At 63.3% G+C, this 12,466-nt stretch carries 10 protein-coding genes; 2 read left to right on the forward strand and 8 right to left on the reverse strand.

Features of this window, described 5'->3' with window-relative positions; genetic code table 11:
- The first annotated feature begins 71 nt into the window (after window positions 1-71).
- Window positions 72-863: an SDR family oxidoreductase gene (locus C8D93_RS18475; protein WP_110266718.1), complete on the forward strand. Its 792-nt coding sequence runs from the start codon at window positions 72-74 to the stop codon at window positions 861-863.
- Between the two features lie 104 nt (window positions 864-967).
- Here C8D93_RS18475 and C8D93_RS18480 read toward each other — a convergent pair whose 3' ends face one another.
- The 8 genes from C8D93_RS18480 to C8D93_RS18515 all read right to left on the reverse strand — a co-directional run bounded on the left by C8D93_RS18480 (window position 968) and on the right by C8D93_RS18515 (window position 9,416).
- Window positions 968-1,447, reverse strand: coding sequence for a DUF2306 domain-containing protein (locus C8D93_RS18480; RefSeq protein ID WP_110266719.1), 480 nt, complete (start codon window positions 1,445-1,447; stop codon window positions 968-970).
- A 27-nt stretch (window positions 1,448-1,474) separates the two neighbouring features.
- Window positions 1,475-1,825 (reverse strand): DUF2200 domain-containing protein, encoded by a 351-nt coding sequence (locus tag C8D93_RS18485; RefSeq protein ID WP_110266720.1) that lies wholly within the window; start codon window positions 1,823-1,825, stop codon window positions 1,475-1,477.
- Window positions 1,822-2,256: a hypothetical protein gene (locus C8D93_RS18490; protein ID WP_211307418.1), complete on the reverse strand. Its 435-nt coding sequence runs from the start codon at window positions 2,254-2,256 to the stop codon at window positions 1,822-1,824. Before C8D93_RS18490 ends, C8D93_RS18485 begins: the two co-directional genes overlap by 4 nt.
- Window positions 2,257-2,262: 6 nt before the next feature.
- Window positions 2,263-2,721 carry a styrene oxide isomerase gene (locus C8D93_RS18495; protein ID WP_110266721.1) on the reverse strand — a complete coding sequence of 153 codons (459 nt, stop codon included), beginning with the start codon at window positions 2,719-2,721 and terminating at the stop codon, window positions 2,263-2,265.
- A gap of 200 nt (window positions 2,722-2,921) precedes the next feature.
- A complete protein-coding gene (locus tag C8D93_RS18500; RefSeq protein ID WP_110266722.1) occupies window positions 2,922-3,692 on the reverse strand; it encodes a YtfJ family protein in 771 nt (256 codons plus the stop codon).
- Window positions 3,685-6,306, reverse strand: coding sequence for a TonB-dependent receptor (locus tag C8D93_RS18505; RefSeq protein WP_245903996.1), 2,622 nt, complete (start codon window positions 6,304-6,306; stop codon window positions 3,685-3,687). Before C8D93_RS18505 ends, C8D93_RS18500 begins: the two co-directional genes overlap by 8 nt.
- Before the next feature lie 177 nt (window positions 6,307-6,483).
- Window positions 6,484-7,485, reverse strand: a complete 1,002-nt coding sequence (locus tag C8D93_RS18510; protein WP_281269323.1) for a flavin reductase — start codon at window positions 7,483-7,485, stop codon at window positions 6,484-6,486.
- Window positions 7,482-9,416 carry a DUF1302 domain-containing protein gene (locus C8D93_RS18515; protein WP_245903999.1) on the reverse strand — a complete coding sequence of 645 codons (1,935 nt, stop codon included), beginning with the start codon at window positions 9,414-9,416 and terminating at the stop codon, window positions 7,482-7,484. The genes C8D93_RS18510 and C8D93_RS18515 overlap by 4 nt, the downstream gene beginning before the upstream one ends.
- A gap of 377 nt (window positions 9,417-9,793) precedes the next feature.
- On the opposite strand from C8D93_RS18515, the gene C8D93_RS18520 reads away from it, so the two are divergent.
- Window positions 9,794-12,457, forward strand: coding sequence for a GH92 family glycosyl hydrolase (locus C8D93_RS18520; protein WP_170124109.1), 2,664 nt, complete (start codon window positions 9,794-9,796; stop codon window positions 12,455-12,457).
- Window positions 12,458-12,466: the final 9 nt, after the last annotated feature.

Here is a 12,466-nt window from a genome sequence, read left to right on the forward strand (position 1 = left end):
GCGGCGCTACTCGACGCGAACGGATCGTCGTTCGGTCACCTGCCCCATTCGCATACAACGAGGAGAACCCCATGCTGCTCAAGGACAAGGTCGTCATCGTCTCCGGCATCGGCCCGGGCCTGGGCGTCAAGCTCGCGATCGAGGCCGCGCGCGAAGGCGCGAAGGCGCTGGCGATCGGCGCCCGCTCGGCCGACAAGCTCGACGACGCCGCCCAGCGCATCGCCGAGATCAATCCGGCTTGCAAGGTGCTCAAGCAGGTGACCGACATCACCAAGCCCGCCGACTGCACGGCGATGGTGGCCGCTGCCACCCAGGCCTTTGGCCGCATCGACGCGCTGATCAACAGCGCGTTCTTCCACGGCAACATGGACTACGTCTCGAGCGCCAATCTCGACGAGTGGCAAGAGGTCATCAACACCAACCTCATCGGCACGCTGCGCCTGACCCAGGCGGTGTTGCCGCAGATGAAGAAGCAGGGCGGTGGCGCGATCGTGATGATCAACACCATGGCCGCTCGCGTGCCGCCGCCGCTCGGCGAAGCCGGCTACGCCGCATCCAAGGCCGCGCTGGCCAACTCGGTGAAGTACCTGGCCAAGGAGGTCGGCCCTGACAACATCCGCGCCAACAGCATCCACATGGGCTGGATGTGGGGCGCGCCGGTGCAGGGCTACTTCGAGTGGCAGGCACATGAGCAGAAGACCACGGTCGATGCGCTCAAGGAGAAGATCGCCCGCACGATTCCGCTCAACCGCATTCCCACCGACGACGAATGCGCCCGCGCCGCGCTGTTCCTCGCGTCCGACTACGCCAGCGCCGTGACCGGCGCGGCGCTCGACGCCAACGGCGGCGCGTTCATGCCCTGAGGATGCTGCGCCCGGTCATTCCGGACACGCCAGAAGCGTGATCCGGCATCCGGGCCCGCCGTCGCATCCGCGCGAGTCACGAAGCGGCCCGCGGCCCCGTCCGCTCAGGCGCCGGTCACATGGCCTGCAGCTTGGCGCATGTGTCGTCGGTTGCGATACACCCAGGCGCCGCCGCCGACGAACACCGCGAGGGTTCCGGTGATGATCGACGGCCAGTAGGCGATTCCCGGGATGCGGAACACCGCCTCCGCCACGGCCGCCGCGATCAGGCCGACGAACGACCACGACATCAGCTCCCAGTGCAACGGCAACCAGCCGCCGCGCGGACGCCGCAGCATCACCGGCACTGCGCCGGCCGTCAGCGTGGCCAGCGACAGCAGTGCCGCGATGTGAAACGGCCCGAAACTGCCATCGCGCGCATAGAGCATCAGCGCCGAACCGTTCAGCGCCAGCATCGCGCCGATGTAGACGTAGCCGAGCCGCCGATGCACCGGCGTGCCGCGCCGGATCGAAAAGATCACCACGCCGACCGCGATCGCGAGTACCGAGAACAGCACGTGGATCGTCGCAATCGGCCCGCTCATGGAACCCTCCTTGCCGTCGCCATCGCGCTACTGCCGAAGAATCTTGTGCATGGCCTTGCCTTTCGCCAGCTCGTCGATCAGCTTGTCGAGGAAGCGAATCTTCTGCATCAGCGGGTCTTTAACGTCCTCGACGCGCACACCGCAGACCACCCCGGTGATCAACGCACAGTTCGGATGCATTGTCGGCGCCTCGGCGAAGAAGGCTGCGAAATCGGCCTGTCGCTCGATCTGCCGCTGCAGGCCAGCGGCGTCATAACCGGTCAGCCAGCAGATGATCTGGTCGACCTCGACCCGCGTGCGGTTCTTGCGCTCGGCCTTCTGCACATACATTGGATAGCCCCTGGCGAAGGGCATCGTGAAGATGTGATGTTCGGTCATGTGCGTCGCTCCATGCCCGCTGCGCCGGAGGCCTGCACCCGCCCGCGGAGTCGGGCGGCGACCCACGGCGCGAGCAGCGTCACCGCGAGGACCAGCGGCCACAGGTTCCCACCCTGGAACGTGTAGGCGCTGAACAAATCGGCCCAGGCCTTGTGCTGCACCAGCCTGCCGAATCCGAACTCGAATGCCAGCGTCAGCCCCAGCCAGAACAGGCCGATGAGCCGCCATTCACGCGCCGGCAGAGCACCGAACCACGGCACCGCAAGCCAGGCCACCAGCAGGATGCCCACCGACAGGAGTACGCCGCTCGACACCAGTGCAGCGACATCTCCGAACATCGGCAGCAGCAGCTTCTCCCTGAGCATGCCGTTGAGCATGGCGAGCATCAGGATCGCCACCCACAAGCCCGATGCCTTGAACGCTGCATTCACCCGAGGCTACCGCTGCGCCCGCGCCTGCCAGAGGATCAAGGCGAAGGCCACGAAGGCGAGCACCGAGAGATTCAGCAGCACCGCGACGATCCACTCCATCCAAGGCGCAGCCCCACCCGGCATTGCTGTGCCTGAAACGACGAACATCTGTCGCGCACTCCACAGGCTGGCAAGCTGCGCCCCGAGCCAGTTCGCATAGAAACCAGAGAGCAACGTCCACTTGATGATCAGCGCTTTTCGGCCCGACACCCCGATCAGCCGCCAGGCTCCGGCAAGACCGAACAGCACCGCGCCTTCGAGCAAGCCGATGCTGTGTGCGCTCAGTGCCGCGCTCGGCGCCTTCGCGAACAGCGTCGTGAACCCGGAAACGAGTCCGAGCACGCTCAGGAGTGCGGCGTGCCAGACGAGTGTGCGAGCGAGGTGACGCTGCGCGTCGGCATTCGAATCAGTAATTGTTGGCGTCATGTCGGCCTTCCGTTCAGAACAGCACCCCCAGGCGTTGTCCGATTTAAAAGCCGATCAGGCCAGTGGGCAAGGGGCTCGGCGAGCTCGGCCAGCGTTGTTCCAGCGGTGTGCTTCTGTCGCTGGAGGGTCGCGGCTGAAGCTGCTCCTACAGGGAAGAGGGATTGTGCTTATTTGTTGACTATTAGTTGTTATTATTGTTTTTATTGCACTTTGCCTTGGGAGCTGCACGGACGGGCCTGCAGGGCGTCATCGATGCGGCCGAGGAATTGCCGGACCTGCTCGGCGCTGAAGGCGCCCTGGTGGTGCTTGACGATCTGGCCGCCGCAATCGTGGAGCAGGACGTGGATGTCGCCTTCGGCGAGGTCGAGCGCTTGGCGTGCCGCGCCTTGTTCGTCGACGACGAGATGGGCGGCCGGTTTGAGTTTCTTCTCGTCGCTGAGCTTGGTCTCGACCATCAGGCCGGCGCCGAAGGTGGCGTCGTCGAGATTGACGATGGTCGTGGAGACGAGGCCGCGGGCTTCGTCTTTGCGGCTGCGCATCGCGGCTTCGAACAGGCGCAGGTCCTTGCGGCTGGACGGGCGTGCGGGCAGCACCATCAGCAGACCGGCGCGCGCGGTTGGCGGCAGCGGTGCGAGTTGCCAGGGCTGGTAGCGGACGTCGCCTTGCGCGTCGAGCAGCAGTTCGCCGCGGGTGTCGATCATCAGCGCGGGAAGCGTGCGGACATCGGCATGCGCATGGGTCCATGCGAGTGCACTGGCGAGCAGTGCGACGGCGGAAATGTCCTTCGCAAGCGTTGTCCTGGCCATGCGTGGCGCGACCTTGTCCCGTTGAGAGTGCCCGGCCCGGCCATCCCTGGCGTGGCGTTCGGGATCTCGGCAAGTGCCACTGGCACTCGTAAAGACGCAATTCCTCACCTTCTCCCCCACCCCTCTCCCGCCTGCAGGAGAGGGGAAACGGCTGACCTTATTCATAGCGGTAGATCACGTCGACACCGACAGCGCGCGGCTCTCCCCACACCACCGCGCGGTCCGCCTGCGGCAGGTTGTCTACGATGCTGAGCTCATATTCCTTGTCGAGCAGGTTTTTCCCCCACAAAGCCAAATCGAGGCGTCCGTGGTTACCGACTCTCAGGTCATTGAGCATCAGTCGCGCGCTATATAAGCCGTACCCCTTGAAGGCCGTCAGGCCGCGGCGCTCTTCGACAATGACCAAACCTTTGCGCTCACCCACATAGTTCCAGCTGCCGTAGGCGCGCAGATTTCCCCAACCAAAATCGGCAACGTTCCAGTCGATGTACGCCACGCCCGAATGCGGCGGAGCCTGAATGAACGGAAACAGATTGGCGACGTTATTGCCTTCGATATCGATGACTTCCTTGACCTCCGCGTCAAGATATCCATATTGAAAGCCCACCATCAGGCTTGCAGCGGGAATGAATGCGCCTTCCAGTTCGAAGCCCGTAATGCGAGCTTTGCCCGCATTGCGGGACTTGGTGTCAGAGATGGTGCCCGCAATCAGGAAGTTGGTCTGCATGTCGGCGTAGTCGGTGTAAAACGCCGCTCCGTTAAGCCGTAAGGCTCGTTCAAACCACTCACTCTTGAGTCCAATTTCCAGTGATTCGACACGCTCTGGCTTGAAGCCGTCTACGAACCCAAAACCGTAATTCGTACCATCGGATGCCGCGCCCGACTCGCCCGAGACCTGTGGATCGCGCAGGTTAAAGCCGCCACTTTTATAGGCAGTGGAATATGACAGATAGGTACTCGCGGTATCACTGAGATCGAATTGCACGCTTGCTGATGGCGAGAAATCTTCGTACACGCTTCGAGCGGTCACGCCGACAAAATCGTCTGCGCTGCCAGCGAGTTCCGCCGGAACCGGGATCGGCAGCAACCCGAGCTCTGCAAGACGCACCTCGATGTACTGCCTTTGAATGAAGTCCTTGTAAGCATCTCGCTCGTCGCGCGATGCCCGCATTCCGACCGTCAGGTTGAACCGCTCGTCGAAGATGCCAGGGCGAAAGCTCAGCTGCCCGTACGCAGCATAGGCCTTGTTCTCGATGCCATAAAAATAGTCCCAGTAAGCCGCGATCCGCGGCAGGACGTTGTTCTGCAGCAAGGAACGCAATGCCGTCGGCAGCAGGCCAAGCACGACATCAGCCTGCTGCGGATCGACGGTGGCGCTTTGGATGTGATGGAAGGGACCGCCGTCCTCACTGCCCTTTTCAGTAAAGTAGTACAAGCCTGCAATGTAGTTGATCCGATCGCTGAACAACGATCCAGTGAATTGCAATTCGTGCGACCACTGCTCCTGTTCGGTTCTAGGAATCACCAGCGGCGTGGGGCCACCATTCGCAAACCGCGCGGAAACGCTGTCAAACGCATTGGTATCGACCCTAAACCCGCCAAAGCCCGATCCACCGCTGAGATCGGCGTACTGGTTGTCGATCAGCTCCCGATAAGCGCCGATGTATTTCATCTGCACAGAGTCGAACTGCTGGGCCAGCGTCAAGGTGTGGCCGCTAACTCTGGCGCTCGATGCTTGCATGGGCGATGCCGAAGCCAGCGCTTCGAGGCGCCGGTCGGAGTAAACGGAGTTCGCAACTGCATACGGCTTGAAGAACTCCGCCAAGCCATGATCGGTTTCCGGCAACAGAACCCCTTGATAGAGGTAGTTGACGTACTCCAGATCGGTGTACTCGTACCCGTAATCGACAGTCAGACCGTCGGTGGGCAGCCAGCGCGTGTCGAAGCGCAGGCCCAGCGCCCGCCGGTCGCCGAAGTCCCGACCCTCGCCGGTATTTTCAACAAAACCGTCGCTGCGGCGGGCAACCAGGGCAAGCTTGACTGCCAAGTCATCAGTCAGCGGCACGTTGATCGAGCTGCGCGCGGAGAGCAAGTTGCGCTCGCCGACGGTGAGCTTGTGCTGCATGTTGAACGCCAGCGGATCGGGGCGCTTGGAGATGACATTGATCGCGCCGCCGGTGGAGTTGCGCCCATAAAGAACACCCTGCGGCCCACGCAACACTTCCATTCTTTCGACATCCGCCAGGTCCAGGGCGAGTCCCACCGACCGAGCCAGATAAACGCCATCGATATAAATGCCGACCGCCGGATCCTGCGTGACCTGAGAGTCGTTGACGCCAACGCCTCGAATCGCGATACGCAGAGTTGTTGCGGACAATGGGAACGGCTCGATGATCATGCTCGGAACGTTGGTGCCCAGATCCTCAAGCCCGCCAATGCCGCGCAGCTCGAGTTTCTCGGCGCCGAAGGCCTCCATCGAAATCGGCGTGTCCTGCAGCGTCGAGGTCTTCTTCTGTGCGGTGACGATGATTTCCTCGAGCTGCCGGCTGCGCTCAGGCTGACGCCCGACCTCGGGTGTCGGAGTGGGCTGCGCGACTTCGATGAAGTCTTCGTAAACGTCATCATCGGCAGTGGCGGCTTTATCCGTCTCTGCGGGCGGTAGCGACTCGCTTGCGACGCCCTCTTGCAGCAGCAGCAAGTCAAGTTCGTCCTGCGCCGACACCGGCGTTTGTACGAGCACATACATCACTGCGAGCAGCACTTTTGAGGCCAGCCTCATCTTTTCTCTCTCCAGTTTGCGGAGAGCGCCAACGTCGAAGCGCTCGAATGATCACGGGTCACGGCCCCGAGTCCTCATGCCTGTGCAGGCGGACATCCGGTACCGGAAACTGCGCCCCACGCCCCTGATTGCCGCTTTCGCGGGAATGGCGTTGCCGGAGCTGAGACTCGCGATCGATCAGCCCTTGCGCTCGCCCTCGCCTGATTGCCACAACACATCCGCCGCGCTTTCATCGACGACGCCCAGCAGGCGGTTGAGCGTCGTCTTGAGAATCACTGCATCGCCGGTGCCGAGTCGTTCGAGCACCTGCGATTCGACCGCCTTGGCTGCGGCGATCAGCCGAATCGCCGCTTCGCGTCCGCCATCGGTCAATTCGAAGCCGTCGGCTGCGGTGCGTCGGGCGAAGCCACGTTCGACCAGGCCATCGAGGGCGCGCTGACGGTTGGCGTCGAGCACGCCGGCCAGGCCCTCGGCGATCTGGCCCTCGGTCAGCAGCGGCTTGAGGGTCAGCGTCGACAGGACGTAGAACTCCATGTCGTCCAGACCTTCGTGGTCCAGAAACGGACGGATCTGCGCGAAGAACCGGAAATGGCTGCGGCCAAGCAGATAGCCGAGAAAGTCCTCGCCGAAGCTGCCTGCCAGATGCGCGCTGCGCGGCTTGATATCGGGCGGATCGCGGCGCGTCGCGTGCGCGTACTTGCCGCCATGGAAGACTAGCGGCGCGGCCTCGTCGCGGTCAAAGCGCAGCACTTCGCCGATGAAGATCAGGTGATCGCCGCCCTGGTATTGCGTGGCGGTACGGCACTGGAAGCGCGCGGCGCAGCCACGCAGCAGCGGCACCCCGCCCTCGCCTTCATCGGTGTCCAGGCCGGAGAACTTGTCCTCGCCGCGCCGCGCGAACCGGCCCGACAGGTCTTCCTGATCGGAGCCGAGCACATGCACCGCCCAATGCAAAGCGTTGCGAAACGCATCGAAGCTCATCGCGTTGTTGGCCAGGCTCCACAGCACCAGCGGCGGGTCGAGCGATACGGAGTTGAAGCTGTTGGCGGTCAGGCCGATCGGCGTGCCATCCGCGGCGCGCGCGGTGATGATAGTCACGCCGGTGGCGAAAGTACCGAGCGCCTTGCGGAACTCCGTTGGATCAAACGACTCGCTGCTGGGCTGCAAGGACTGGGTCACAGGTTGTACTTGATCGTGAAGGTCGCGTAGTCGCGATCCGTAACCGGGTTGGATGGAATCGGGCTATCGCGCACTGTCTTGGCGGGGTTGCCCAAGAACCAGTTGTAACCTACGGCGACCTCCAGATTCTGCAAGTACTGCGCGCTGACCGACAGCCCGGCGCGCCGGTCGCCCTCACCGAAGAGCGCGCCAAAGCTGCCAGCCACCGATGCATAACCATCAACCGCATGCGCGTACGCTATCGGCGTACCGATATCCCAGCCGGGAAAGACGTTACGACCCTTCGGTAGAATCAGCGTTTGGAACGCCCACGCATTGCGGTCATAGAACAACTGACGGCCATCACCGCGCGGGACCTGCCCGTTAAATGCTGCGATCGGGTCAACGTTGTCCACATACAGGTACGAGACTTCTGACGCGATCGCGACTTCGTCAAAGAACAGCGCGCGCGGATTGGTCACGTACAGTGCGGAAATATTGCCCTGCCATGCCTCAGCCCGCGTAAATACCGGGCTAAGGACACCGGAGATGTCGGCTGCAGCGGAGGTATCAATGCCATCGCGATAGCTGATATCGCCGGCGACGCTGAGTCCGAACAACGTCGTAGACCAGCTCATCGCTATCATTTCGATATCATCAAAGTACTTGACGTTGTAACTCACTGGCGCAGCCTGATTCAGCAGCGCCGTGGTCAGCGGAACGCCGGCAATTTCACCGATCACCGGAAACCCGAAGTTCAGGTTCACCGTTGGATTGTGATTGTGATAGCGCAAGTAGTAGACGCCGGCGCTGGTCTCTGGGGTAACTTGAGCCTTGAAGCCAAGCCCCCACTGACCATCCTTGTCCGGACGAATGTCACTTTGACGTGGCACATTGATCGTCCTCGGCGCATTGAGAAGCACCCCGCCCAACCCACCGCCGAGTTGACACGCAAAGCTCAACGGACCCAGCAAGCCCGGGCAGTTGTCGACATAGGCCGGATTACCGGAACCGTAGACCATCTCGGCGCCCGGTCCGACGACATCGGCCACCGAGAAGAAGTCTCCGGCAGGAAACACTTCGGTCGGCCTGTACTCAAGCTGGTAGTACCCCATAAGCGAGAAGTCATAGCCGAACGCAATCGTCGCCGAAACTTGATGCACTGGCAGCAGAATTTCCTTGATCTCGGCACCCGGAAGAAATGCTTTGGTGGCATCGTTCGGGCTCTGTGCGCTGGCGATATTGGGGAAAAACAGGCTCTCACCCCAAGCTACGAGGTGCTTGCCAAAACGCAGGCTCAGCGCAACCGTGTCGGTCAACATGAAGTCGCCGTACACGAACGCATCCAGCGTCCGCGACCTCTCGCCGTTGTAATAGCGAGCCCCGTCGGAGAAACGGTCGAAATCGCAATTGAGGCGATCGGCCGCACAGGCCAGCGTGTTGGGCGCGTAATCGTCGAGATTGCCCGGGTCGACTGGATCGCGATCGTTACGCCCATGGACCACCCAGTCATAGAAGGCCGAGCCGCTGTACACCAAGCCAATATTTTCACGGCGCAGGCTGACCTCATAAACCGCCGTCAGCCGGTTGTTGATCGGGCTGCCGCGGTCAAAAGCACGGTTGCCGTCGTCGATGTTGATGGTCGTCGGCAGCCCCGTATTAGTGAACCCAATAATTTGCTGACCGTTAGGCAGCAGCGCTGCACGAAATGGGTCCACCGGGCCATCAACCAGCGCGCCGTGTGCGTCCTGCATCCGCGCGGCGAGACTGTAAGTGGTCGTAAGCTTATAACTACCATCAATGCCCGCAAATAGATCAAAAGACCCCGCTCCCGCGGGGCCGCAGAAGACGCTCGCGCCGGCAAGGAGCAGAAGCTTCCGTATTGGCCAAGTGTCGCGCAGATGGCGCTTGATCAACTGCCCCCTCATTGCAACTCCCTGTGGATCGTTCATTAACCCCTCGTTGCGGAATGTAGGAGCAAGCAAAAGCCTCGGCATCATCCGAACTGATTATTGAGGCGCCCACACCGACCCTGGTTGTACAAGGGAGGGGCAGACCCTTGCCGGCGTCCGATCCGGCGCTGCCTTGCAGCCAGGCGTAGTGCGCTCTTGGTCATGCCGTTGACAAGATTCGCTTGCGGTGAGTCAACGCCGATCGATACGACGAGGTACAGTCCTCGGGCGTCAGCAAGCTCTACGGCGGCGACGGCAGTCGGCTGCCGATGAGCCTGCGGCTCACGCGCGTGGTCGGGGCCGCGCGGAGCACCACAGTCGTCTGGCAGCGACGCGTTCGCACCTGATCACGTCGCGCGCATGTGATGGAGCACCGCATGGCCCACCTTACCACCCGGCAACTTTGGCGAACGGCCGGCATCGCCGGCATCTCGATCCTGGGCGCGTGCGGCGGAAGTGATGCGCCCGTCGCAGAAGGTGGCGGCGCCGCGGCCGACGCGGCAGCTTTGGTCAACGTCTTTCGCGGGACCCAGCCGGGCGCGCCGGACCAGGGCACCGGTGGCGGTGCCGGCAACACCTTCCCCGGCCCGGTCGTGCCTTTCGGCATGATCAAGCTGGGTCCGGATACGCTGCCCGCCCAGGCCAATTTTGGCGGCGGCTATGCCTACGATGACGACCGCATCCGCGGCTTCTCGCTGACGCGCTTTTCCGGCGCCGGCTGCTGGGGCTATCGCGATGTGCCGATCATGCCGACGACCGCGCCGATCAACCGCTCGCCAGCCAGGCCGCTGTCCTCGAATCTGAACCCAATGCACGTCGCGAATTACTCGCACGACGAGGAGGAGGGGGCGCCGGGCTATTACCGCGTGACCCTCAATCCCGCCAGTGACGCACCAATTGATGTCGAGCTTACCGCCGCCACCCGCGCGGCACAGATGCGCGTCACCTTTCCGGAAAACGCCGAGCACGCCAGCCTGCTCTTCGATCTCGGTGGCTCGGTCATGGGTGTGCGCAATGCCGAGGTGACCATTGATCCAGAGCGCGGCGAGATCAGCGGCTCGCTGCTGTCCGGCGATTTCTGCTTTCACCCGCATCGCTACCGGCTGCACTTCGTCGCTCGCTTCGATCGTCCGATTGCCTCACACGGCACCTGGCGCCGACAACTGCTGCAGCCCGGCGGCACTTCGGCCTCGGATGTCTCGCTGGTACCGCCCGGCGACCTCCTGGCGATCCCGAACCTGCTGACACTCGGGCAGAACTTCGGCCTTGGCGGGGACCTCGTCGATACTGCCTCGGTCGGCGCCTGGGCCGCGTTCGACGCGCACGAGCAGCGCGAAGTGACGATGCGCGTGGCGATCTCCTTCGTCAGTCGCGACAACGCGCGCGCCAACCTCGACGCGGAGGCCGAGGGTGTCAGCTTCGATGCCATGCGCGCGAACGCCCGGGCCCGCTGGAACGACAACCTGGAGCGTATACAGGTCGAGGGCGGCAGCGAGGCCGACCGACGCACCTTCTACACCAGCCTGTATCACGCGCTGATCCACCCCACGACCTTCACCGATGCCAACGGTGAATACATGGGCATGGACGCGCAGGTTCATGTCGCTGATGGCTACACGCAGATCACCGACCTGTCCGGCTGGGACATCTACCGCGCGCACGTGCAGCTGCTGTCGATCATCGCGCCGGAGCGCGCCCGCGACCTCCTGCATTCTCTGATCGCCAACGCGCGCGAGTCCGGGTGGCTGCCGAAGTGGCCGGTCGGCAACGGCCATACCGGCAGCATGACCGGAGATCCGGCACCGATACTGATCGCCAGCGCCCATGCCTTGGGTGTGCGCGACTTCGACACCGCTGCAGCGCTGGCCGCCATGGTGCGCGGCGGCACCGAACTCGGGCGCAGCGAGAACGCCGGCTATGTACAGCGGCCGGTGATCAACGAATACCTGCAGCTGGGCTATGTGCCGCACGAGCGCAATGCCAACCAGCTGACACAGGTCGTGGATGCGATGCTGCGCGCCTATCCGCTCCTGGGTCTCGATGGCACCGAGCCGCTGGTCACCGTGCTCGACGCGGTTCTCGGCGGCGCCAGCGCGTTGCTCGATGCGGTGCCCGGCCTGGACGTGCTGCCGGTGCCGAGCGGCGTCGACGATCTGACGCTGGCCTGGGGCTCAGCCGGCACGACCATCGAGTATGCCAAGGCCGACTTCGCCATTGCCTCGCTGGCCGGAGCGCTCGGCGAGACGGCGGTTTGCGAGGATTTTCTCGCCCGCTCCGGCAATTGGCGCAACGTCTTCGATCCCGATCTCGGCGCGATGCGGCCGAAATGGGCCAGCGGTCTGTGGCTGGCGCCCTACGACCCCGCCTTCAACGACATCTTTTCGAGCATGGGCTTCGCCGAAGGCAATGGCGTGCAGTACACCTGGAGCGTCGGCCACGACCCGGCCGGATTGATCGCCCTGTTGGGCGGTCAGGCGGCGGCGGTGGCGCGACTGAGCGAGCATCTGACCAAACTCAACGACGGTTTTTCCTCGCCCCATGCCTTTCTCGGCAACGAGCCGTCCTTCTACACGCCGTGGCTGTTCAACTGGATGCAGCGGCCGGATCTCACCCAGGCCACCGTGCGCCGCGTGCTGTTGGAACTCTTCAACGACGGCCCGGGCGGTTATCCCGGCAATGACGATCTCGGCACGATGTCGGCGTACTACATCTTCTCCGCCCTCGGCTTTTACCCCTTCCAGCACGGCCAGGACACGCTCGCGCTGAGTGCGCCGCTGTTTCCGCGCATCACGCTGCGCCGCGCGCGCGGCGATATCGTCATCACGGCGCCGGGCGCCTCACACAGCCGCGGCTTCGTTGCCGGGCTGCGTGTCAACGGCGGGGAGCACGAGCGGCCCTGGCTGCCTTTCACCGAGCTGGTCGACGGTGGTCGACTGGACTATGTGCTGGCCGACACGCCACAGGCATGGGGCAGCGATGCCGGCGCCGCGCCGCCTTCCTTCAGTGCAGACAGCGTGGCACGGTTGTGCCTGAGACCTTGAACGAGGAGT

Source organism: Sinimarinibacterium flocculans (genome assembly GCF_003201205.1).
GTDB classification, from domain to species: domain Bacteria; phylum Pseudomonadota; class Gammaproteobacteria; order Nevskiales; family Nevskiaceae; genus Solimonas; species Solimonas flocculans.